This window comes from Massilia sp. IC2-477 (assembly GCF_020707265.1).
GTDB lineage: Bacteria > Pseudomonadota > Gammaproteobacteria > Burkholderiales > Burkholderiaceae_D > Telluria.
This window is the reverse complement of the sequence record NZ_JAJFEQ010000005.1, coordinates 88,980-109,419: the sequence shown is the minus strand read 5'-3', so window position 1 is coordinate 109,419 and position 20,440 is coordinate 88,980. Positions and strand designations below refer to the sequence as shown.

The 20,440-nt window shown below is 66.6% G+C and carries 22 protein-coding genes; 13 read left to right on the top strand and 9 right to left on the bottom strand.

Annotated elements, in window-relative coordinates; all coding sequences use genetic code 11:
• The first annotated feature begins 51 nt into the window (after window positions 1-51).
• Complete coding sequence (locus LK542_RS11735; protein ID WP_227812047.1) at window positions 52-1,506, top strand: glycoside hydrolase family 30 beta sandwich domain-containing protein; 1,455 nt, start codon at window positions 52-54, stop codon at window positions 1,504-1,506.
• Between the two features lie 191 nt (window positions 1,507-1,697).
• Here LK542_RS11735 and LK542_RS11730 read toward each other — a convergent pair whose 3' ends face one another.
• On the bottom strand, window positions 1,698-2,633 hold the full coding sequence (locus LK542_RS11730) for a class I SAM-dependent methyltransferase (RefSeq protein ID WP_227812046.1): 936 nt from the start codon (window positions 2,631-2,633) through the stop codon (window positions 1,698-1,700).
• Between the two features lie 162 nt (window positions 2,634-2,795).
• Between LK542_RS11730 and LK542_RS11725 the strand changes: the two genes are divergently transcribed.
• From LK542_RS11725 to LK542_RS11710, 4 genes are all read left to right on the top strand, one after another.
• Window positions 2,796-2,984 carry a hypothetical protein gene (locus LK542_RS11725; protein ID WP_227800848.1) on the top strand — a complete coding sequence of 63 codons (189 nt, stop codon included), beginning with the start codon at window positions 2,796-2,798 and terminating at the stop codon, window positions 2,982-2,984.
• Window positions 2,985-2,998: 14 nt separating this feature from the next.
• The gene (locus LK542_RS11720; RefSeq protein ID WP_227812045.1) at window positions 2,999-3,856 is read left to right on the top strand and encodes a neutral zinc metallopeptidase; all 858 of its coding nucleotides are present in this window, start codon (window positions 2,999-3,001) and stop codon (window positions 3,854-3,856) included.
• A gap of 176 nt (window positions 3,857-4,032) precedes the next feature.
• Window positions 4,033-5,217: a zinc-dependent alcohol dehydrogenase gene (locus LK542_RS11715; RefSeq protein ID WP_227800850.1), complete on the top strand. Its 1,185-nt coding sequence runs from the start codon at window positions 4,033-4,035 to the stop codon at window positions 5,215-5,217.
• Window positions 5,218-5,226: 9 nt separating this feature from the next.
• The gene (locus LK542_RS11710) at window positions 5,227-5,877 is read left to right on the top strand and encodes a hypothetical protein (protein WP_227812044.1); all 651 of its coding nucleotides are present in this window, start codon (window positions 5,227-5,229) and stop codon (window positions 5,875-5,877) included.
• Here the strand turns inward: LK542_RS11710 and LK542_RS11705 are convergent.
• Window positions 5,874-7,088, bottom strand: a complete 1,215-nt coding sequence (locus LK542_RS11705) for a PepSY domain-containing protein (RefSeq protein WP_227812043.1) — start codon at window positions 7,086-7,088, stop codon at window positions 5,874-5,876. The genes LK542_RS11710 and LK542_RS11705 overlap by 4 nt on opposite strands.
• A 112-nt stretch (window positions 7,089-7,200) precedes the next feature.
• Here LK542_RS11705 and LK542_RS11700 point away from each other — a divergent pair, with 112 nt between their 5' ends.
• Both LK542_RS11700 and LK542_RS11695 read left to right on the top strand, forming a co-directional pair.
• Window positions 7,201-9,333 (top strand): TonB-dependent receptor, encoded by a 2,133-nt coding sequence (locus tag LK542_RS11700; RefSeq protein ID WP_227812042.1) that lies wholly within the window; start codon window positions 7,201-7,203, stop codon window positions 9,331-9,333.
• Between the two features lie 107 nt (window positions 9,334-9,440).
• Window positions 9,441-11,234, top strand: a complete 1,794-nt coding sequence (locus tag LK542_RS11695; RefSeq protein WP_227812041.1) for a M4 family metallopeptidase — start codon at window positions 9,441-9,443, stop codon at window positions 11,232-11,234.
• Here LK542_RS11695 and LK542_RS11690 read toward each other — a convergent pair.
• Window positions 11,231-11,941 (bottom strand): M23 family metallopeptidase, encoded by a 711-nt coding sequence (locus LK542_RS11690; protein WP_227812040.1) that lies wholly within the window; start codon window positions 11,939-11,941, stop codon window positions 11,231-11,233. The two genes, LK542_RS11695 and LK542_RS11690, sit on opposite strands and share 4 nt — an antisense overlap.
• Before the next feature lie 28 nt (window positions 11,942-11,969).
• Window positions 11,970-12,992 carry a L,D-transpeptidase gene (locus LK542_RS11685; RefSeq protein ID WP_227812039.1) on the bottom strand — a complete coding sequence of 341 codons (1,023 nt, stop codon included), beginning with the start codon at window positions 12,990-12,992 and terminating at the stop codon, window positions 11,970-11,972.
• A gap of 114 nt (window positions 12,993-13,106) precedes the next feature.
• Between LK542_RS11685 and LK542_RS11680 the strand changes: the two genes are divergently transcribed.
• A complete protein-coding gene (locus LK542_RS11680) occupies window positions 13,107-13,403 on the top strand; it encodes a 2Fe-2S iron-sulfur cluster binding domain-containing protein (protein WP_227812038.1) in 297 nt (98 codons plus the stop codon).
• On the opposite strand, the gene LK542_RS11675 is transcribed toward LK542_RS11680, so the two are convergent.
• Window positions 13,400-14,302 carry an alpha/beta hydrolase gene (locus LK542_RS11675; RefSeq protein ID WP_227812037.1) on the bottom strand — a complete coding sequence of 301 codons (903 nt, stop codon included), beginning with the start codon at window positions 14,300-14,302 and terminating at the stop codon, window positions 13,400-13,402. The genes LK542_RS11680 and LK542_RS11675 overlap by 4 nt on opposite strands.
• A 127-nt stretch (window positions 14,303-14,429) precedes the next feature.
• Here LK542_RS11675 and LK542_RS11670 point away from each other — a divergent pair, with 127 nt between their 5' ends.
• Together LK542_RS11670 and LK542_RS11665 are read left to right on the top strand one after the other, a co-directional pair.
• The gene (locus LK542_RS11670) at window positions 14,430-14,612 is read left to right on the top strand and encodes a hypothetical protein (RefSeq protein WP_227800859.1); all 183 of its coding nucleotides are present in this window, start codon (window positions 14,430-14,432) and stop codon (window positions 14,610-14,612) included.
• Between the two features lie 55 nt (window positions 14,613-14,667).
• Window positions 14,668-14,859, top strand: a complete 192-nt coding sequence (locus LK542_RS11665; RefSeq protein ID WP_227812036.1) for a hypothetical protein — start codon at window positions 14,668-14,670, stop codon at window positions 14,857-14,859.
• Window positions 14,860-15,013: 154 nt separating this feature from the next.
• Here the strand turns inward: LK542_RS11665 and LK542_RS11660 are convergent, their stop codons facing one another.
• Complete coding sequence (locus tag LK542_RS11660; RefSeq protein WP_227812035.1) at window positions 15,014-15,211, bottom strand: hypothetical protein; 198 nt, start codon at window positions 15,209-15,211, stop codon at window positions 15,014-15,016.
• A gap of 155 nt (window positions 15,212-15,366) precedes the next feature.
• Here LK542_RS11660 and LK542_RS11655 point away from each other — a divergent pair, with 155 nt between their 5' ends.
• On the top strand, window positions 15,367-15,504 hold the full coding sequence (locus LK542_RS11655; RefSeq protein WP_227812034.1) for a hypothetical protein: 138 nt from the start codon (window positions 15,367-15,369) through the stop codon (window positions 15,502-15,504).
• 67 nt (window positions 15,505-15,571) lie between these two features.
• A complete protein-coding gene (locus tag LK542_RS11650) occupies window positions 15,572-15,946 on the top strand; it encodes a hypothetical protein (RefSeq protein ID WP_227812033.1) in 375 nt (124 codons plus the stop codon).
• A gap of 24 nt (window positions 15,947-15,970) precedes the next feature.
• Here the strand turns inward: LK542_RS11650 and LK542_RS11645 are convergent, their stop codons facing one another.
• From LK542_RS11645 to LK542_RS11635, 3 genes are all read right to left on the bottom strand, one after another.
• The gene (locus LK542_RS11645) at window positions 15,971-16,204 is read right to left on the bottom strand and encodes a hypothetical protein (RefSeq protein WP_227812032.1); all 234 of its coding nucleotides are present in this window, start codon (window positions 16,202-16,204) and stop codon (window positions 15,971-15,973) included.
• A gap of 117 nt (window positions 16,205-16,321) precedes the next feature.
• On the bottom strand, window positions 16,322-19,198 hold the full coding sequence (locus tag LK542_RS11640) for an EAL domain-containing protein (protein WP_227812031.1): 2,877 nt from the start codon (window positions 19,196-19,198) through the stop codon (window positions 16,322-16,324).
• Between the two features lie 118 nt (window positions 19,199-19,316).
• A complete protein-coding gene (locus tag LK542_RS11635) occupies window positions 19,317-20,078 on the bottom strand; it encodes a fused MFS/spermidine synthase (RefSeq protein ID WP_227800866.1) in 762 nt (253 codons plus the stop codon).
• Window positions 20,079-20,161: 83 nt separating this feature from the next.
• On the opposite strand from LK542_RS11635, the gene LK542_RS11630 reads away from it, so the two are divergent.
• The gene (locus tag LK542_RS11630) at window positions 20,162-20,437 is read left to right on the top strand and encodes a hypothetical protein (RefSeq protein ID WP_227812030.1); all 276 of its coding nucleotides are present in this window, start codon (window positions 20,162-20,164) and stop codon (window positions 20,435-20,437) included.
• The last annotated feature ends 3 nt before the right edge of the window (window positions 20,438-20,440 follow it).

Sequence of the window (20,440 nt, the reverse complement as noted above, 5' to 3'; positions counted from 1 at the left end):
AATGTTATATTGCTCGGAATGATGTGGTAACGTTTCCAACCGGGAGAGCAGATGAAGACGAGACGACAGGCCATCCAGATGCTGTGTGCCGCCACCCTGGCGCCTGCGCTGATGGGACACGGGGCGCAGGCCGCAGCCGCCAATACCTGGCAGGTGGTGACCACGGCCAAGGACAGCGGCAAGCGCTTCGATGCGCAGGCGCTGCCTGAAGCGAAAGCCTCGGGCCAGCCGCTGGAAACGGAAGTCGCCGTGTTCGTCGACAGCAGCAAGCGCTTCCAACAGGTGTTCGGTTTCGGCGGCGCCGTCACCGATGCGGTGGCCGAGGTGTACGCCAAACTGACGCCGGGCGCGCAGAAGGACTTCCTCACCGCCTATTTCGACCCACGCCAGGGCCTGGGCTACAACGTGGTCCGTACCACCATCCACAGCTCGGACTTCAGCAGCGGCAGCTACACCTATGTGAAGGAGGGCGACCGCTCTCTGGCGTCCTTCAGCATCGAACACGACATGCAGCACCGGGTGCCGCTGCTGCGCCAGGCGCTGGCGGCGACCAAGGCGCACGGCAGCCAGCTGCGCGTGTTTGCCAGCCCGTGGAGTGCCCCGGCCTGGATGAAGACCAACAACAACATGCTGCGTGGTGGCAGCCTGAACCCGGGCGACCGCGCGCTGTGGGCCCAGTACTACGTGAAGTTCGTGCAGGCCTATGAAAAGGCGGGCATCCCGATCTGGGGCCTGTCGGTGCAGAACGAGCCAATGGCGACCCAGCGCTGGGAATCGATGATCTACACCGCCGAGGAAGAAACCCGCTTCCTGGGCGACCACCTGGGGCCAGCCTTGACGAAGGCGGGCCTGGGCGACAAGAAGATCGTGGTCTGGGACCACAACCGCGACCTGCTGCCGCAGCGCGCCGCCCACATCCTGTCCGACCCGAAAGCGCGGCCCTATGTCTGGGGCGTGGGCTTCCATTGGTACGAGACCTGGACCAAGGGCGAGCCGATGCACGCCAACGTGGCGGCCGTGCACGAAGCTTACCCGGAGGTCAACCTGCTGCTGACCGAAGCGACCGTGGAGAAGTTCGACCCGGCCAAACTGCAGCACTGGGCCAACGGCGAGCGCTACGGCAGCGAGATCATCGCCGACCTGAACGCCGGCGCAGTGGGCTGGATCGACTGGAACATGCTGCTCGACAGCCGCGGCGGCCCCAACCACGTGGGCAACTTCTGCTTCGCGCCCCTGCATGCCAGCGACGACGGCCAGCTGGTATACACCCCGAGTTATGCCTACCTGGGCCACTTCACCCGCTACATCAAGCCGGGCGCCCGGCGCGTGAGCGCGGCCAGCAGCCGCAGCGTGCTGGCTACCACCGCCTTCCGCAACACGGACGGGAGCCTCGCGATCGTGGTGATGAACAAGACGGACCAGGCCCAGAAGTACCGTCTGATCGTGGACCGCAAGGAAGTCACGGTCGATATTCCCGCCCACGCGATCCAGACGGTTCTGCGTTAGCGCATAGCGACTGTTTTACGTCCGTTAGCAGTAAAACCGTCGCACCGGCGAAGGCCGGTGCCCAAGTTCGTCGAGTACTAGTACGCATGCAAAATTGGGCGGAACAATGCCAGTGGCATTGTTCCGGCCTTCGCCGGAAGTCGCAGGCGCCAGTGGCGCGTACGACGTTTTTGGGCCGCGGGCCGGGCTACTCAACGCTTGATGGCGTGCAGCCACACCGCCGCGATCCGCTCCACGTCTTCGTAACCCGGTTCGCCCAGCTGGCCGCTGAAGATGTCCGGGTCCAGCTCCTCGTAGCTCCAGTGGTCGCACTGCGCCTCCAGGTCCGGACGGATTGCTTCCAGAAAGTCGTCGACCGGCCCCGCAATCGCCACTCCCGTGTACAGCATCAGGTTGCCGCCGCGGCGCAGATGGGCCAGGCTTTCGCGCACGATGCGCACCGACAGCTCGGCCCCGCGCATGCCGCCGCCGTGGCGGTAGGGGAGCTCGCTCGGGTCCAGCACATAGGGCGGGTTCGACACTACCAGGTCGAACTCGCCATCCAGTCCGGCGAACAGGTCGCTGTGGCGCGCCTCCAGGTTATCCAGCCCGGCCAGGCGCGCGTTCACCACCGTCAGCGCCAGCGCCCGGGTATTGATGTCGGCCCCGATCACCTCGGCATGCGGGAACTGGCGCGCGATCGCCAGCGCGCCGCCGCCGCCGCCGCAGCCGATGTCCACGGCCCGGGTCGGTCCCGCGGCCAGCCAGGGGAAGGCGCGCCCCATGGTGCCCACAAAACGGTAGGTGTCCGGTCCGAAGAACACGGAATCGTCGTCGTCGGTCGGGTAGGCCGAGTGAAACACCAGCATCTCGCCCAGGGTTGACGCGCGCAGCGTCGAGCGCAGCAGGGCGCCATCGGGCTCCACGATCCGCGCCTCCCGCATCAGGCCCAGCAGTTCGGGATCGACATCGGCGGGCGCGAACGGCCGGCTCCAGCCGAAGATGCCGCGCAGGTCGATCGCGCGTTCGTTGCCGGGGCGGCGGTTGATGCGGCGGTGGGTGGACGGGGTCACCGTGATGAAACGGTAGTCGTGCGCGCGCAGGTAGCGTCCGACGGCGAGCAGGGCGTTGGCGTGTGGGCTAGTCATGCCGTGCAGCGTCGCATGCCGGGGGCTGCGGCGCTGTGCGTCACCGCACGTAGAGAACAGCTTGGTCGTGGGAAATTTCCACCGCTATGTGAGCATGCGAACAGTTCGAATCCCGGCCGCCCCACATACTCAATCGCACAATGGGCTTCCGGGAGAGGGAACATGGCAAGCAGGGACGGTATCGAAGCAGGTGGCGGACGCGTCGAGCGCGAGATTGCGCGCGAGCGCCACGAACGGGCATTGCATGACGAGGCGCGCGCCGGCTTGAGCGCGCTGGAAGAAGAATTCCGCATCAAGGATGCGCGCGAGCGCGCCGACACGGGCATGCTGAAGCGGCACCCCGGGCGATAACGAGGAGATCGAGGATGAAATGGGAAGGCGAACGCCAGAGCGATAACGTGGAAGACCGCCGCGGCGGCGGCGGGGGCTTTGGGGGTATCGGCGCCGGCAAGGTCGGCATCGGCACCCTGGTCATTGCCCTGGTCGGCGGCGCCATCTTCGGCGTCGATCCCGGCACCATCCTGGCGCTGCTGGGCGGCGGCGGCGGCCCGGTCCCGGTGCAGCAGGCGCCGCGCGCCGAACCGGCCAACGATCCCGAAACGCGCTTCGTGCGTGCCACTCTGGGCTCGACCGAGGATGCCTGGGCCGCCCTGTTTTCAAGCCAGGGCGCGCAATACCAGCCGGCGCGCCTGGTACTTTTCGAGAATGCTACCGGCACCGCCTGCGGCACCGGCCGCAGCGCCACCGGTCCCTTCTATTGCCCGGCCGACCGCCAAGTCTACATCGACCTGAGCTTCTTCCGCCTGATGGAGCAGCGCTTCAAGGTGGAGGGCGAATTCGCCCAGGCCTACGTGATCGCCCACGAGGTCGGCCATCACGTGCAGAACCTGCTGGGCATTTCCGACCAGGTCCACAACGCCCAGCGCAGCATGTCCGAAACCGAGGGCAACCGCCTGTCGGTGCGCCTCGAGCTGCAGGCCGACTGCTTCGCCGGCATCTGGGCCAACCAGCGCCGCCAGATCATCGAGCCGGGCGACGTCGAGGCCGCGCTGGCGGCCGCCACCGCGATCGGCGACGACGCCCTGCAACGTCAGTCGCAGGGCACGGTGGTGCCGGATTCGTTTACCCACGGCAGTTCGGCGCAGCGCGTGCGCTGGTTCCGGCGCGGGCTGGAAAGCGGCAGCGTGGAGCAGTGCAATACCTTCGAGGCGCGTCAGCTCTAAGACGTCTTGTAGGAGAACTTCCCGTTAGGAGCGGGCTCGACCCAAAGTCGGCACAAATGCCCCGTTCGTTTCCGTGCGCGTATCGCAATCCTTGGCGTTTTGACATAACGTGAATGCACAGCCTGCCAAGTCGGCAGGCGCCGTTATTCCGTTCTGAACATTATCGAGGAGGAGTTATGCTGGCAATGAACTACCGCGGGCCCTATCGCGTCCGTGCCGATCACAAGCCCGACCCCGTCATCGAGCACCCGGGCGACGCCATCGTGCGCGTCACCCGGTCCTGCATCTGCGGCTCGGACCTGCACCTGTACCATGGCCTGGTGCCCGACACCCGCGTCGGCCACACCTTCGGCCACGAGTTCATCGGCGTGGTGGAAGAGGTGGGCCCCGGTGTCCAGAACCTGAAAGTCGGCCAAAAGGTGCTGGTGCCGTTCAACCTGTTCTGCGGTTCCTGCTTCTTCTGCGACCGCGAACTGTACGGCAATTGCCACAATACGAATCCACAAGCCACCGCAGTCGGCGGGATCTACGGCTACTCGCACACGGCCGGCGGCTACGACGGCGGCCAGGCCGAGCTGGTGCGCGTGCCGATGGCCGACGTCGGCCCGATGGTGATCCCCGACGACATCCACGACGACGATGCGGTGCTGCTCACCGACGCGGTGCCGACCGGCTACCAGGCGGCGGAAATGGGCGACATCAAGGAAGGCGACACGGTGGTCGTGTTCGGCGCCGGGCCGGTCGGCATCTTCGCCGCCAAGTCGGCCTGGCTGATGGGAGCAGGGCGCGTGATCGTGGTCGACCACATCGAATACCGCCTCGAGTTCGTCAAGCGCTACGCCCAGTGCGAAGTGATCAACTTCAAGGAAGTGCAGGACATGGCCCTGCACATCAAGAAGATGACCGACTGGATGGGTGCCGACGTCTGCATCGACGCGGTCGGTTGCGAAGCCTCGGGCAGCGCCATGCAGACCATCACCGGCCGCTACACCATGATGCAGGCCGGCGCCGCCACCGTGCTGCACTGGTGCATTAACTCGGTGCGCAAGGGCGGTAATGTCTCGATCGTCGGCGTCTACGGCCCGACCTTCAATGCGGTCCCGATCGGCAATGCCCTGAACAAGGGCCTGACCCTGCGCATGAACCAGGCCAGCGTCAAGCGCCACCTGCCGCGCCTGATCGAGCACATCCGCGAAGGACGCCTGAATCCGAAGGAAATCATCACGCACCGCGTGCCACTGGAAGAAGTGTCGGATGCCTATCACATCTTCTCGGGCAAGCTCGACAACTGCATCAAGACCATCCTGATCCCGCCGAACGCGAACCAGGTAAAAGCGGTCTCGGCCAGCGCACTGCATTAAGGAGCGAACATGGAACCACGCAGCGATATCCAGGAACACCACCATCACGGACACGACCACGATCACGACCACGGCCACCTGCAGCATCACCCGAGCCAGGGCCACATCGCGCCGCGCCGTCCCTCGCGCCAGGAACTGCAGCACATCAACGGCTGGGGCGCCGACCTCGACCGCAAGAACCGCCCCGCCGTGCCGATGGAGCGCACTCCGCCTCGCTACACTCCCCAGCTGGAGGGCGACCCGGTACAGCAGCAGGAAAAAGTGGAAGTGCTGGTCTCGCCAGAACGTCCGGGCATCACCCAGATCTTCGGCACCGTGCAGCCGCCTTCGGGACTGTCGGGCATGATCCGGCGCCTGGCCTTCAAGTCCACCGAGAACGATCTTCGCCACTGGCTGCTCCTGCTGCTGGCGGATCGCGTCAACGTGGTCGAAGGCGTGGCCGAGGACCTGGCGCGCGGGCACATCCCGAACGTGCTGGGCGAGATGGGCATCAAGGCCGAGCTGAAGCACAACCCGGCCGGTCTGGCCAAGAAGGCCCTGATCACCACCGCCGTGGTCGGCGCCGCCTGGTACCTGCTAAAGGGCCGGGACCGTCACGAAAGCCGCTATGACGGCGACCGTTACGACGGCGACCGCTACGGCGAGCGTTACTACCGTTAAGCAGCTTCCCGGGAAGGCAAAGGACGCCGCGTCGCTTCTGCGGCCGGCGTCTTGCGCTTTGCCGGCTTGCGGCGGAACTTCAGCCACACCACCAGGCCGGTGACGAAGAACAGCAGCGGCGTCACGCCTACCACGCTGATCAGGATGCGCCCGGCCAGGCCGAAGGCTTCGCCGGTGTGCAGCGGGTAGAGCAGGCTGGTGAACCAGTCGCCGCCCCTTGCCGCCAGCGGATCGATGGTGCGCAGCACCGCGCCGCTGCCGGCGTCGACACTCACCCGGGTGGCGCCGGCGCCGTGGCGCAATTCTCCCGGCTGGCGCACCCTGACTTCATACGGCTGTTCAGGCTTGCCGGGAATGCCGATGCGCGAGACCCGCCCTCGCGGATAACGCGCCTGCGCCGCCGCCATCGCCACGCCCGCATCGATGCGCGGCGCATCCTTGCTGCTGGCGTTCGTGAGCTTCCCGTTTTTTGTCAGCGGCGCCACCGCGCGGATCGCCGGCGTGACCCAGTCCGGCATGTTGAAATACACCCCCGAAAAAGCCAGTACCAGCAATACCGGCGCCACGTAGAAACCGGCCGCGCGGTGCAGCTGGAAGCTGAATTTCGGCCAGTTGCCGCCGCGGCGCACGGAGATCGCGTGCCAGAACGCGGACAGGGTCATTTTCGGCCACCACACCACGATGCCCGTCAGCGTCAGCAGCAGCAAGGCCACGCCCTGCACTGCGATGATTAGCTTGCCCGCGTCGCCAACCATCAGGTAGCGATGCAGGTGGAACAGCGTCGGCATCAGGAGCGGGCGCGAGAATCCTGCTTCGCCCCAGTTGCGTTCTCCCAGCACCGCGAGATTCGCCGGGTCGACCATCACCTGGCGCGTCACGCCCTGGCTCCAGCTGGAGTCCGGCTTCCCCGGCCGGTACCAGGCCACGTAGACGTCCCCGTGCACCTCCGGCAGGAACAGGGTGTCCGGCCTTCCGTAGGCCGGGTCGCCCGCCAGCCGCGCCGCCACCGCCGCCACCTGGGCGGGCGAGGGCCGAGCCTCGGCGCCAGGCACCATGCCGGGTGGCGGCGCCACCTGCAGTAATCCCGGATTGAGCCAGGCGTCGAGCTCGTGGCGCCAGCCGATCACGGTACCGGTCAGGCCCTGCAGGACGAGAATGGTGCCGAAGACCAGGCCGGCCCACAGGTGGATGGTGCGGATGAGTGCTTTCATGTACGCGATGATAACCGAAATGAGAATGATTCCTATTGTGTCTTTAGGTGAGAATCGTTATCATTTGCGAGTCTTTACAACAAGAAAAACTTATTTGCCCATGATGCACAAGATGAAACCGCTTGCCGGCGCCGTAGCGGCTGCCTGCCTCCTGATGACGGCGCCGCAGGCAGCGGCCTGGCAGGAACAGCCCACGGAAAACGAAGGGGAGCTGGCCTCGGTCGTGGTCACTGCAACCCGCACCGCCAAGGCCGTGGACCGGATCCCGGGCGCGGTCTCGGTGATCACCCAGCAGGAACTCGCCACCCAGTACCTGATCGCGGATGACCCCTCGCAGGCACTCGCGACCTATGTGCCCGGCTATGCGCCGAGCCGCCAGAAGATGACCTCGACCGGCGAATCGCTGCGCGGCCGCCAGCCGCTGATCCTGTTCGACGGCATTCCGCAATCGAACCCGCTGCGCGCCGGCATGCGCGAGGGCTATTTCGCCGACAGCGCCATCATCGAACGCATCGAGGTCATCAACGGCGCCTCGGCGATGCAGGGCATGGGCGCCACCGGCGGCATCATCAACTACATCACCAAGACCCCACGCACCGAAGGCACGACCTACACCGTCAACACGCGCCTGGCCAGCCAGTTCGAATCGGATAGCCTGGACTGGAAGACCGGCCTGACCGTCAGCCACAAGTCGGGCGACATCGACGTGCTGGCCTTTGCCAGCGTGCAGCGCCGCGGCATGGGCTACGACGGCAGCGGACGCCCCCTGGGCATCGATGCGGTGCAGGGCGACACCATGGATTCGCACGGCAACGACCTGTTCCTGAAGATCGGCAGGAACTTCGGCAACCAGCGCCTGCAGCTCACGCTGAACCGCTTCGACCTGGCCGGCGACGGCGACTACCGCAGCGTGCCAGGCAACCTGGCCGAGGGCATCCCGACCAGTTCCGCGCCCGGCACGCCGATCGGCATGCCGCCCCGTAACAAGGTGCGCAGCGCCAGCCTCGACTACCGTCACCATGAGCTGGCGGGCGGCAGCTTGGCCGTGCAGCTGTTTGGCCACGAATTCTCGGCGCTGTACGGCGCCACCAATACGTCCACCTTCCAGGACCGCGCGCTCGCTCCGGTCGGCACCCTGTGGGACCAGTCCCAGGTGGTGACCGAGAAGCGCGGCGCCCGCATCACCTGGGCCCGCCCGGACCTGCTGGTCCAGGGCCTGGAACTGACGGCCGGCCTCGACTGGCTGAAGGACAATCCGCAGCAGCGCCTGGCCGGGACCGGCCGTACCTGGGTGCCCGAACTGAAGTTCCGTTCGCTCGCACCCTTCGCCCAGCTCGAATACGAGTTCGGCCCGGTGACCGTGCGCGGCGGCGTGCGTTTCGAGGACGCCAAGCTCGACGTCGACACCTACACCACCCTGGCCGCCTATGGCAGCCGGCGGGTAGAGGGCGGTTCCGCCGAGTTCTCGAAATCGGTGAAGAACATCGGCGCGGTGTGGCGCTTCGCTCCGGGATGGTCGGTGTTCGCCGGCAGCTCGGAAGGCTTCGGCCTGCCGGACGCCGGCCTGGTGCTGCGCGGTGTCGCGGTGCCGAACCAGTCGGTCTCCAGCCTGATCAGTCTGCAGCCCATCGTCACCCGCAACAACGAAGTCGGGATCAACTGGCGCGGGCAAAGCGGCCAGTTTGGGCTGTCGCGCTACGATTCGCGCTCCAAGCTCGGCAGCGTGATCCGGATTACCTCGGCCGGCATCGGCCTGGTCGAGCGCGTGCCGACCACGGTCAAGGGCTGGGAAGCGAATGCCGAATGGCGTCCGAACAAGGACTGGAGCGTGTTCGGCACCTGGGCCACCCTGGATGGCAAGACCGCCGCCAGCCAGGGCGCGCCGATGGACCTCGACCTCGGCGCGCGCTCGCAGGGCCCGGACAAGTCGGTGCTGGGCGCCAACTGGCGCTTCAGGCCACAGGCCCAGCTGCGCCTGCAGGCCACCCACCTGCGCGACCGCGACATCAACATCGGCCGCCGCGTCGGCACCAGCAACCTCGAAGAGCACTTCAAGGGCTACACCCTGGTCGATGCCGCTGCCACCTGGGATACGCAGTACGGCCGCTTCGGCCTGAGCGTCGAGAACCTGTTCGACAAGCAGTACGTCGGCTACTACTCGCAGTCCGCATCCGCGGTGGACGTGAACGCCACCTATGCCGGGCGCGGGCGCACCCTGGCGCTGAGCTGGAGCCGCAGCTTCTGATCAGCCCGCATAAGGGTTGCGTTCAAGCAAATCCTTTCTGCTGAGCTCGTCCAAACTGTCCGAGGCGCGGTCCATGTCTGGACCGCGTCCTCACGGACGGAGACGAGATGAACCCGCACACCACTTTTCCGGCAGCGCTGCTCGGCGCCGCCTTGCTGTTTGCGCAGCCGCTGGCCGCTGCGCCCATGATGAGCCCGCCCACGACGCTGAGCGCCAGCGCGAAATCCTCCGTGCTGGCCCAGCTGACGGCGGCCCGCCAGGCCAAGGGGCTCGACGCCGACCACCACTACCGCATCACCTCCCAGCATCCGGGCGCGAACGGCACCCAGATCCTGCGCGCCGTCCACACCTGGAAAGGCGTGCGCGTGTTCGGTTCCGATTCGGTGATCGTGCTCGACAGCTCCGCCAAGGTGCTGTCCGAGTCCGCCTCCGAGCGCCGCCAGCACCTGGGCACCGGTACCGCCAATCGCCTGGGTGCGCTGACCGCCAGCTTCAGCGTGCAGCCCCAGATCAACAGCAAGGCGGCGATCTCCAGCGCGCTTGGTTCGCTGGCGGCGAGCGTCGGCCAGAACGCGGTGCACGTGGTCAAGCCGACGGCCGAACTGGTGATCTATCCAGTGATGCGCATGCAGCGCGTGGTCGGCGCCGGCGCCAAGGAAGAGGCCGAGCTGAACGGGCTCGACGTGCAGGACGTGGTCGAGCGCTACGAGCTGGGCTACCTGGTGCGCACCCGCATGCGCCTGAGCGAGCAGCCGATCTACTTCGACACCATCGTCAGCGCCCGCGATGGCGCCGTGCTCGACCAGTGGAGCATGCTGCAGACCGTGGTGGGCGTGGGTAAAAGCCAGTACAACGGCGAAGTCCCGATCAGCACCAGCCTGGTGAACGGCAGCTACCAGATGCTCGACCCCGAACGCGGCAAGGGCGGCACCTTCGGCGCGATGGCGATCACCAACGCCAACAACAGCAGCAGCGCCGGCAAGGTCTATACCAATGCCACCAACGTCTGGGGCGACGGCAAGCAGTTCGTGGAGGGCGGCAGCACCACGGGCCCGAACGGCCAGACCGCGGCGGTGAACGCGATGTGGGGCCTGATGAACACTTACGACGCCCACAAGAACGTGCTGGGCTGGCTGGCGCTGGACGGCAAGAACACCGCCACCTACATCGCCGCCCACGTCAACCGCGGCTACGACAACGCCTACTACAGCGACACCTGCCGCTGCATGTTCATCGGCGACGGCACCTATTTCACCAGCCTGGGCGCGATCGACGTGGTCGGCCACGAGATGGGGCACGGCATCACGGCCGCCACCTCGGACCTGATCTATTCGGGCGAGTCGGGCGGCCTGAACGAATCGAGCTCGGACATCTCGGGCGAGGTGGTGGAAGCTTATGCGCGCGCCGGCGGCAAGGGCGATAAATTCCCGGAAGAGGGCAACGACTGGCAGCTGGGCACCGAGATCAGCAAGAACGCCACGCCGCTGCGCTGGATGTACCGCCCGAGCAAGGACGGCAGCAGCCCGGACGCCTGGAGCACCTCGCTGCGCCGCCTCGACGTACACTACAGCAGCGGTCCCAACAACCGCATGTTCTATTTCCTGGCGCGCGGTTCAAAGGCCGACAGCGCCGGCGACCACTTCAGCAAATACCTGGTAAAGCAGCCGGCGGCGATGAGCGGCATCGGCACGGACAAGGCCTTCCGCATCTGGTTCCATGCGAACACGACCAAGTTCAACTCGTCCACCAACTACGCCGATGCGCGCGCCAAGATGATCCTGGCGGCGGAGGAGCTGTACGGCAAGGATAGCCGCGAGGTGGTTGCCGTGCAGCGCGCCTATGCCGCCATCAACGTCGGCCCGGACATCGACGAGCCGGGCGCGATCGCGACGCCCCGTTAAGGACCGGCGTCGCTCAGCAGCGGGAAGGGATTCAGCGGCGTCCCTTTCCACCACTGCTTCTCCGGCGTCAGTTCGAACACGGCGAAGTGCAGGTGCGGCGCGTTCGGGTCGGAATTGCCGGTCACGCCGACATAACCGAGAACGTCGCCGCGCTTGATGTCCATGCCTTCCTTGATGCCGTCGGCATAGCGGTCCAGGTGCGCGTAGTAATACGCGTACTTCTCGCTCGGATCGAACTGGTACAGCGTCGTGCCGCCCGGCTTGCTGGTGAACAGCTTGGCGACCTTGCCGTCGGCCGCCGCCAGCACCGGCGTGCCTTTCGGCGCCATGATGTCGAGCGCTTCGTGCTGGCGCTGGTTGCCGCGCGGCTGGTCGTAGGTGTCGCTGAGGCTGGCGAGCTTGATGCCTTGCACCGGCACTGCCAGCTTGCCGTGGACGGCGGCGGCGGCGGCATCGGCCGGCGCCTGCGGCGACCCCGACGGGATTGATGACATGGACGGACGTAGCGGCAGGTCGACGTCGCTCAGGTCGGCCTGCACCACCGGCGGTCCCGGCAGCTGCGGTTCGATCTGCGAGGCGGGAATCCCCGCCGGCGGCGCCGTGCTGGCCGCCACCGGGGCCGGCTCGTCAGGCACGGCGCGCAGAATCACGAACAGACCACCGGCGCCGACCAGCACGCCGAGCACGAAGCTCATCAGCCATTTCATCTCATCCTCCGTCGGGTTTAGGTCAGGTTCAGCTCTCCAGCACGACCTCGAGGCCGGCGCTGACCGCGCCCGCCACTTCGGCGGCGCTCCAGTTGGTCAGGCGGATGCAGCCGTGCGATTCGGTCTTGCCCACGTGGGCCGGCACCGGGGTGCCGTGGATGCCGTAGTGTTCCTTGGACAGGTCGATCCAGACCACGCCCACCGGATTGTTCGGTCCGGCGGCGATCTTCGCCTTCTTGTCGCCCGGCTCGGCATCCCAGAACAGCTTCGGGTTGTAGTTGTAGGTCGGGTTGGCGTGCACGCTGTTGATCTTCCAGGTGCCGATCGGCAGCGGATCGTTCGAGCTGCCGGTCGAGACCGGATACTGGGCGAGCAGGGCGCCGCCGGCGTCGTACAGCTGCAGCACCTTCGGGCCTTCCTTGACCACCACCTTGGCCGCCTTCGCCAGCGGCTGCTTGCCGTGCACGTTCGGCACCACGATCTGTTCGCCGGCGCGGCCCAGGTTCTTGCCCGGATTGAGGCGTTCGATGAGGGCCGGGCTCGCGTGGAACTTCTCGCCCAGACCCTCGGTCACACTCGCATAACCGAGTTCAGGCAGCTTGGCCTTGTCCATCATGTCTTCCGGGATCGGGCGGAAGGGGCCGGCCACGTCGGCTTCCGCCAGCGTGTAGGTGACGAGGTGCGGGGTGTTGTCGCCGTTCAGGGCGTTCCAGGTTGCCTCGTCCAGCTTGCCGGTAACGGGCAGCTTGCGGGTCGCCTGGAAGCTGCTCAGCGCCTGGCGCATGTTCGAGCCGTAGGCGCCGTCGATCTCGCCTGGTGAAAAGTAGGCGCGGTCGAGCAGGACCTGGGCGCGCAGGTTGCGTTCGAATTCGGCCTGCTTGGCGGCGGCCGGGTTGACTTGGGCGCCGGCCTGCGCGGGAAGCTGTCCCGGCTGCTGGACGGCGGGCGCCTGCTGTTGTTGGGCCGGGGCCGGCACGGCCTGCTGTGCCTGGGCCAGGGGGAGGGCGCCCAGCAGGGCGACGACGAGGGGAAGCGCGTGCGATTTGTTCATTTTGGTTTCCTGCAATGCTTACGTTTGGAAACCTCAGATTAGTTCTGCGCCAGGTGTGGGTCTGTGCGTGAACGAACTCAAGGGAGCGGGGCCAAGGGCGCTACAATCGCGGCCATGACCAGCCACGCCATCCTGCTGCATCCGGCCGAAATCCGCTTCGAGGCGGACGCCGAGACCAGCATCCTGCACGCCGCGGAAAGCGCCGGCATCGAGCTGCCCAGTTCCTGCCGCAACGGCACCTGCCGCACCTGCATCTGCCGGGTACGCAGTGGCCAGGCGCGCCACCTGATCGAGTGGCCCGGCCTCTCCGTTGATGAAAAACGCGAAGGCTGGATCCTGCCCTGCGTGGCGGTGGCCACAAGCGATCTCGAGCTCGAGACGCCGCTGGCGCGCCGTGTCGTGTTCGACTAGCGCGGCGTACGGCCCAGCGCCCCTTCGATTACCTCCAGTACCTGCGGCCAGGCGGGCGAGGTAGCGGCCACTTCGTCGTAATGGCTGGCGCCGGGCAGGATCACCACGGTGGCAGCATCGCCCGCCTTGCGCGCCCGCGCCGCGTAGTCGTGCGCCACGCGCGGCGGCGAGATCGTGTCGAGTTCGCCCGTAACGAGCCAGGTGCGGCTGCCGTTGGGCATCAGTTCGGCGGCATTGGTGTCGACGAAGACGTCGGGCCGGCTCGGGCTTGGGGTGCCGGCCAGCTCGGCGGTGTCGCGCCCGCAGCTGGACTTGATCAGGGCCGCTTCGTTGCGCAGGTCGGCCAGGCCGCCGAGGCTGATCACGGCCGGCACTGGCAGGGGATTCGCACGGTACAGGGGGCTGCCAGCAGGAATCCGGCCGCGCCCCGCCATCCACTGCACCAGCTGCCCGCCCGCCGAGTGGCCGACGGCCACCATCCGCTTCAGGTCGAGCGGATGCTGCTTCGCCTGCGCGGCCAGCAGCTCGAGGGCCGCGTGCATGTCCTGGTAGGTGCCCGGGTAGCCGCCGCCCGGCTCGTCGCTGCGGCGGTACTCGACGTTCCAGACCGCAATGCCGCGCTCCCTGAGCGCGCCCGCCATGTTGCGCAGCTGGGTGATGCCGCCGAACTTGCTGGTCCAGCAGCCGCCGTGCACCAGCACCGCCACCGGAAATGGACCTTTGCCGGTCGGCAGGAACAGTTCGGCATATTGCGAGGGCGCCTCGCCATAGGGAAGGCGCGCGGTTGGCGCAGGGCCGCTCAGGGCCAGGTAGTCGTCAAGTTTCATTGGGGTGGCAGCAAGGGCACTGTGAATGCTGCCCGCGCACAGGGCGGCCAGCAGCAGGGGACGGAGATTCATGGTTGCCGGGAAAGTAGTCGAGGGCTCACTATAGCCGAGGAAGGCGGCTCCCGCACGATTGAAAACCCGGCAAGCACATTCATGCTAGCCTGCACGCAAAGCAACCACGTTGACAAGGAGGAGTGCAATGAGCCAATCGAAATCAGGCGCTAGCCAGACCAACAAGCAGTCGGACAACATGTCCGAGGAAGACCTGGCCAAGCAGCGCGCAGGCAAGAGCGACAAGAGCAGCCACGACCACATGTCGCGCGTGAAAGCCGGCAAAGGCGAGGGCGCCGGCGGCGGCGCCAAGCAGAAGGCGCGCCGCTGAGCGAGTCCCATGCGCCGCCACGCGGCGGCGCTTACCCCACACCGAGAGGTTGACCATGACCATGCTTGCGCAAAACAGGCTGCACGGCTCATCCCCCGTGCAGGCCCACAGTACCCCGGAGCCGGACATGCCGGACCAGAAACCGACGCCCGACCCGCGCCCGCCGGTGCCGGACGACGTACCCGATCCCGTCAACGCGCCCGTCGAGGAGCCGCGTTATCCCGAGCCGCCGATTCGCGCGGACTAGGGCTTCAATGCTTGTGAAGTTCGTAGGGTGGGCGGATTTTCCGCCCACGCGGTGATTGCTGCCTGATGCTCCGTCGCGGCTGTGCTGGCGCCTCTTGACCGCGTGGGCGGGAAGACCCGCCCACCCTACGGGTATGGAATTGGAGTAGTGGAATTCAGCCGCGGGGAGTGTCTTGCGTACCAGCAGGCTGCTGGCCGGCCTGCCCACCCGATGGCGGCAGCGGCGGGATCTCGCGGATCATTTCTTCAGTTTCCAGTTCGCCGGGCGATTTTTCACCGCTGCCGATGTCTGCTTCGTGGTACACGTTGGGGCCCTTGGCCGCGGGATCGGGCTTGAGCGTGGGGTCGTTCATGGTAGTGCTCCGGTTGATGATCAGTGTCGCAAGATCGTAACAGGAGCATGCCGGCGTCGGCGCGCGGCAGGGCTTCCGATCCATGTCATATCCCTGACAACATCGCCTGCCTATAATTGTCGGACGCTTAAGCAGCACCCACGCCGGAGGACATCATGGGCCATACCTTGTACAACACGATCTACCTGGGCCGCAGCCCGCTGTTCTACTCACGCCGCGCGCAACTGGTGCTGGCGCTCGGCCTGGCTGCCGGGGCCGGCCTCGGCTGGCTGGCACTGCGCGCGCTGCGCTAAGCACCTATAACTTGCCCTCGGCCTGCGCGGCAGGTACCATGGCGCCCCCTGGCCGAGAAGCGAGCAAATGAAGAACGAACAATTAACGACGGACGAATACGACGCCCTGGAACTGGTACGCCGCGGCGTGAAGCGCGACAACCCGGGCGCCTGCGTGGGCCGCAACCTCAAGCGCCTGTCGGGCATCAAGCTGATGGAGACCACCCGCGACGGGCGTATCGTGTTGACGGAGAAGGGGCAGCAGATGCTGTTCCTGCGCCGGTGCGTGAAGTCGCTGACGGCGCTGGCGGACGATCCGCAAGCAGCGCTGGATGCGGACGTGGCGCGCTTCCTGAGCCTCAAGTCGCATATCGCGCCGCGCGAAGAAGGCGGCTATGTCCTGACCGACAAGGGCCGCGAGACGCTCGACGACATCAAGCGCCAGCAGCAAGAGCGCCGCTGACGCCTGGATGGTCCGCTTGCTGCGTTAGTTGGCGCGGCGGCGGTTCGGATACACCAGCACCCGCACCGCCACTTCCGCCGGCACGTTCATCGTCGCCAGGAACTCGGCTGCGCGCTGCAGGCCGAGCGTCGGGATCGAGGCCACCGCCTGGTTGATCAGGTCGCGGGTGCGGATGTCGGTGCGCTGCCGGCGGACGCTGCCCGATTCGGCCGCCACGCCGGAGACCGAGGCCAGTTCGCCAGTGTCATTCATGATCATAAAATATCCGTATGTCCGGGGTTGCTAAAGAGACACGGCTATTTTAAAGCCATCAATATTGAAAAGGCCACAACTAAATGGCCTAAAAACTATTTTTCTACGGAAATTTGCGGCAAATCATGCCGGAACCATATCCGGTGTTGCGTCCGCCGCAGCCTGGGAAGCTTCCAGGCGTGCTGGCGGCAGCGCGCGGCGCTGGATCAGCAGCTGTTCGAACTCCTCGGCCGCTAGCGGCTTGCTGAAGAAATAGCCCTGCATTTCGTCGCAACCATGGCTGCGCAGGTAGTCGAGCTGCTCCGCCGTTTCCACGCCTTCCGCGATCACCGCCAGCTTCAGGTTGTGGGCCAGCGCGATGATCGAGGTGACGATGGCGGCGTCGTTGGCGTCGTGGGTGATGTCGGCAACGAAGGAGCGGTCGATCTTCAGCACGTCGATCGGGAAGCGCGACAGGTAGGACAGGCTCGAGTAGCCGGTGCCGAAGTCGTCGATCGACAGGTTCACGCCCAGCGACTTCATGCGGTGCAGCAGTTCCACCGCAGGCGTCACGTCGCTCATGAACAGGCTTTCCGTCAGTTCGATCTCGAGGCATTCGGGGTCGAGCATGGTGTCTTGCAGCACCGCTTCCAGGCCGGCAATCAGGTCGGCGGCGCCGAACTGGCGCGCCGACAGGTTGACCGCCACCCGCAGGCGGCCCAGGCCGGCATCCTGCCAGGCCTTGTTCTGGGCACAGGCGGTGCGCAGCACCCAGGCGCCGATCTGCACGATCAGGCCGGTTTCCTCGGCGATGGCGATGAAGCGGCCAGGCGGGACCATACCCAGTTCCGGATGGCGCCAGCGGATCAGCGCTTCCATGCCGACGATCTGGCCGCTCTTCAGGTCCACCTGCGGCTGGTAGTGCAGCACGAATTCGTTGCGGTCGAGGGCGTTGCGCAGCGCGCTTTCGATGCGCACGCGCTCCATCGACTCCTCGTTCATTGCCGGCGTGTAGAACTGGAAGTTGTTGCGCCCCATCTTCTTGGCGCTGTACATCGCGATGTCGGCATGCTCGATCAGACTCTCGGCCGGCGTGCCTTCGCTCGGGTAGACGGCCACGCCGATCGAGCAGGTGACGAAGAACTCCTTGGTGCCGAGCATCACCGGCTGGGCCACCGAATCCATCACGCGCTGCACGATCTCGGGTGCGAGCGGCTCGTCGTGGTGCTCGGACAGGATCACGACGAATTCGTCGCCCGACAGACGCGCCACGGTATCGGTGTCGCGCAGCGAGCCGGTCAGGCGCGCCGCCACCGTCATCAGGAGCACGTCGCCGGCCTTGTGGCCCATCGAGTCGTTGACGAACTTGAAGCGGTCGAGGTCGATCAGCATTACCCACATCGGGCGTCCGCTGCGGTTGGCATAGGCGATCGCCTGGCTGAGGCGGTCCTGCAGCAGCGAACGGTTGGGCAGGCCGGTCAGCACGTCGTGTTGGGCCACGTGGTGCACGCGCTGCTCGGTCAGCTTGCGTTCGGTGATGTCGCTGCCGGTGCCGCGGTAGCCGATCAAGGCGCCGGAGTCGTCGAACACTGGCTGGCCGTTGACGCAGAACCAGCGGGTGTCGCCGTGTTCGTCGACGACCTGGTATTCGAGGTTGGCGAAGGGCTCGTGCGCCTTGACCTGGGCGATGTGGGCGCGCCCGGCTTCGCTGTCCAGCAATGCGGGCACGTATTCCCAGCGCGTCTTGCCCAGCACCGTTTCGATGGCGACGCCGGCTTTTTCGGTAAAGCCCCCGGTGACCATGGTAAAGCGCAGCTCGCGGTCCTGTTCCCAGTACCAGTCGGACGACATCGACACCAGCTGGCGGAAGCGCTGCTCGCTTTGCTGCAGGGCGCGCTCGGCGCGCTCGCGCGCGGCCATGTCCTCGACCAGGCGGCGATTGGTGCGGCGCAGGTCCGCGGTGCGCTGGCGCACCAGTTGCTGCACCTTGCGTGCGCGCCGGCCGGAAGCCTGTACGAAGGCCGTGCCGAGCAAGGTCATCAGGATGCCGCCGACCAGCAGGGCGGTCGAGGCCATGTGGTCTTGCAGGAAGGGGCGCGGGGCGCTGGCCACCTCGATGCGCCAGGGCTTGCCGGCGATGTGCAGCAGCTTGCTGCCGTGGCCGTTATGGCCGGGCGACATGAAACCGGCCAGCCAGCCCGTCTCGCGCTTGCGGGTGTCGCCGGTCGAGAACATCAGCTTTTCCGGCGCCGGGAATTCGCCGGCATAGACCGACACGAAGATGTCGCTCGCCGTTTCGCGCGGGTCGAGCAGGCCGGTATTGGCGAGCGAGGCGCGCACCAGTTCGGGACCGCGGATGACGACCGCGGTGTCGCCCGCCAGCATGCCCTGGCGGTCCAGCACCGGCATGACCAGCTCGAAGGCCGGCTGCTGGCGCTCGTCCTGCGCCAGCTGGAACAGATCGGTGGCGGCGGCGCGGCCTTCGCCACGCGCGACCGCGAGCGCACTCATGACCTGCACGTTCTCGGTGATGTTCAGGCCGAAGGCGCGTTCGTTGCCGGCCATCGGCTCGATGTAGTCGACGATGTGATAGCGGGCGCGCAGCGGCGCCGGCACCAGTGTGCTGTCCTGCAGTTCAGTGAACACCGTGCCCGGCAGGATGCGCTGCAGCTCGCTTTCGACGGCTGCGCGCTGCTCTCCCGGGACGGAGCGGTGGAAATTGAAGGCCTGGATATAGCGGTGGCGCTGCAGCAGGGCGGCCGTGAAATCGCGAAACTGCTCGCGGCTCACCGGTTCGCCGCGCGCGAACAGCTGGTTGGTGACGGTCAGTACCTCGACCGCCTGGTCGATCCCCTGGCGCACCGCCGCCACGCGCTCGTCGGCGCGCTGGGCGAAGGCGAGCGCCATGTTGTCGTACTCGAGATGGCCGACTCCCAGGAACAGGGCGCCGGACGCGGCCAGGCCGCCCCCGAGCGTGAGGGCTGCCGCAAGAGTCAGCGACAGGGGGAGGCGGCGCGGCATGGATGGGTCCAGAATTCCATAAAGAAGGCTTGCCAGCAGGCATCAATACGCGAAGTGTGTCACATCCCCATGCTGTTGGGCAAACGAAAAATGGGAGAGGCCCGTCAAACGACGGTGTTCACGGCGCCCTCTGCGCCAGCCAGGCGACCACCAGGCGGGCCAGCAGACGGTTGAGCAGGGAGAGTCCGAGTCCGCGGTTGTACAGGCTGTCGCGCAGGACCTGCAGGGGGCGGCTCGGGGCGGCACCGGGCGCCGCCGGGCGCTGCCCGAACACGATCTGGTTGTTGCCGGCCATGCCGGCCAGCCAGCACGCATGACCGTCAAAGGCGGCGCGCAAACGTTGCACCGCAGTCACATAGTCAGGATCATAAGTAAAGATGTTAATGGCCAGTACGCCGCCGGGGCGCAGCAGCCGCCGGCAATCGGCATAGAAGGCGGCGCTCGACAGGCCAGGGGGCAGGCCGCTCGCGTCGAAGCCGTCCACCAGCAGCACGTCGGCGCCGGCGGCCGGCGCCTGCGCCAGCCAGGCCGCCGCATCGCAGTGCAGCACCCGCAGGCGCGCGTCGTCCGGCGGCACCAGGAACTGCTCGCGCAGCGCGATCACGTCGGCGCGCACTTCCAGCACCGTGATGCGGGTGTGCGGGAAATGGCGGTAGCAGAACTTGACGAGCGAACCGCCGCCCAGTCCCACCATGACGATGTGGCGCGGATGCGGCACCAGGAGCGCGAAGCACATCATGGCGCGCGCATACGACAGCACCAGGGCGTCCGGGCGCGATAGCCGCATCTCGCTCTGGATGTCGCCTGGCGTGAATTCGAGCGTACGGCGGTCGCCTCGGGTCGAGACGATCGGCGGCGGCAGCTCGGAGGGTAGAGACATGGCCTCCAGTATAGTGGAGCCATGGCAGCTTGTTGTACGGCATGGCTTTCTGATAAGCTGACCGCTCGACAAAGGAAACCCGCATGTTCCTGGACCATCCTTCCATCACCGCCACCAATGCCCAGACCGAGCCCGATCGTCTGGAGCGCCTGCAGCGCGTGTACGGGTATGCGATGGCCCTGGCCGACAGCGCCGGCAACACCGGCTTCGTCGACAAACTGACCCAGCTGCACGACCACAAGGGCACCTTGATCGTGTTCTGGCACGCGCCGCCCACCAGCGAGGAGCAGGCGTATTTCAGCCGGGCCTGGGCCAGCAAGATCGGCGACGGCACTTCCCTGGTCGAACACGAGTACTGATTG

Bases quoted from the DNA above. Each gene is read 5' to 3' on its own strand.
- LK542_RS11735 (WP_227812047.1), top strand. From the start codon at position 52: ATGAAGACGAGACGACAGGCCATCCAGATGCTGTGTGCCGCCACCCTG.
- LK542_RS11730 (WP_227812046.1), bottom strand. From the start codon at position 2,633: ATGACTAGCCCACACGCCAACGCCCTGCTCGCCGTCGGACGCTACCTG.
- LK542_RS11725 (WP_227800848.1), top strand. From the start codon at position 2,796: ATGGCAAGCAGGGACGGTATCGAAGCAGGTGGCGGACGCGTCGAGCGC.
- LK542_RS11720 (WP_227812045.1), top strand. From the start codon at position 2,999: ATGAAATGGGAAGGCGAACGCCAGAGCGATAACGTGGAAGACCGCCGC.
- LK542_RS11715 (WP_227800850.1), top strand. From the start codon at position 4,033: ATGCTGGCAATGAACTACCGCGGGCCCTATCGCGTCCGTGCCGATCAC.
- LK542_RS11710 (WP_227812044.1), top strand. From the start codon at position 5,227: ATGGAACCACGCAGCGATATCCAGGAACACCACCATCACGGACACGAC.
- LK542_RS11705 (WP_227812043.1), bottom strand. From the start codon at position 7,088: ATGAAAGCACTCATCCGCACCATCCACCTGTGGGCCGGCCTGGTCTTC.
- LK542_RS11700 (WP_227812042.1), top strand. From the start codon at position 7,201: ATGAAACCGCTTGCCGGCGCCGTAGCGGCTGCCTGCCTCCTGATGACG.
- LK542_RS11695 (WP_227812041.1), top strand. From the start codon at position 9,441: ATGAACCCGCACACCACTTTTCCGGCAGCGCTGCTCGGCGCCGCCTTG.
- LK542_RS11690 (WP_227812040.1), bottom strand. From the start codon at position 11,941: ATGAAATGGCTGATGAGCTTCGTGCTCGGCGTGCTGGTCGGCGCCGGT.
- LK542_RS11685 (WP_227812039.1), bottom strand. From the start codon at position 12,992: ATGAACAAATCGCACGCGCTTCCCCTCGTCGTCGCCCTGCTGGGCGCC.
- LK542_RS11680 (WP_227812038.1), top strand. From the start codon at position 13,107: ATGACCAGCCACGCCATCCTGCTGCATCCGGCCGAAATCCGCTTCGAG.
- LK542_RS11675 (WP_227812037.1), bottom strand. From the start codon at position 14,302: ATGAATCTCCGTCCCCTGCTGCTGGCCGCCCTGTGCGCGGGCAGCATT.
- LK542_RS11670 (WP_227800859.1), top strand. From the start codon at position 14,430: ATGAGCCAATCGAAATCAGGCGCTAGCCAGACCAACAAGCAGTCGGAC.
- LK542_RS11665 (WP_227812036.1), top strand. From the start codon at position 14,668: ATGACCATGCTTGCGCAAAACAGGCTGCACGGCTCATCCCCCGTGCAG.
- LK542_RS11660 (WP_227812035.1), bottom strand. From the start codon at position 15,211: ATGAACGACCCCACGCTCAAGCCCGATCCCGCGGCCAAGGGCCCCAAC.
- LK542_RS11655 (WP_227812034.1), top strand. From the start codon at position 15,367: ATGGGCCATACCTTGTACAACACGATCTACCTGGGCCGCAGCCCGCTG.
- LK542_RS11650 (WP_227812033.1), top strand. From the start codon at position 15,572: ATGAAGAACGAACAATTAACGACGGACGAATACGACGCCCTGGAACTG.
- LK542_RS11645 (WP_227812032.1), bottom strand. From the start codon at position 16,204: ATGATCATGAATGACACTGGCGAACTGGCCTCGGTCTCCGGCGTGGCG.
- LK542_RS11640 (WP_227812031.1), bottom strand. From the start codon at position 19,198: ATGCCGCGCCGCCTCCCCCTGTCGCTGACTCTTGCGGCAGCCCTCACG.
- LK542_RS11635 (WP_227800866.1), bottom strand. From the start codon at position 20,078: ATGTCTCTACCCTCCGAGCTGCCGCCGCCGATCGTCTCGACCCGAGGC.
- LK542_RS11630 (WP_227812030.1), top strand. From the start codon at position 20,162: ATGTTCCTGGACCATCCTTCCATCACCGCCACCAATGCCCAGACCGAG.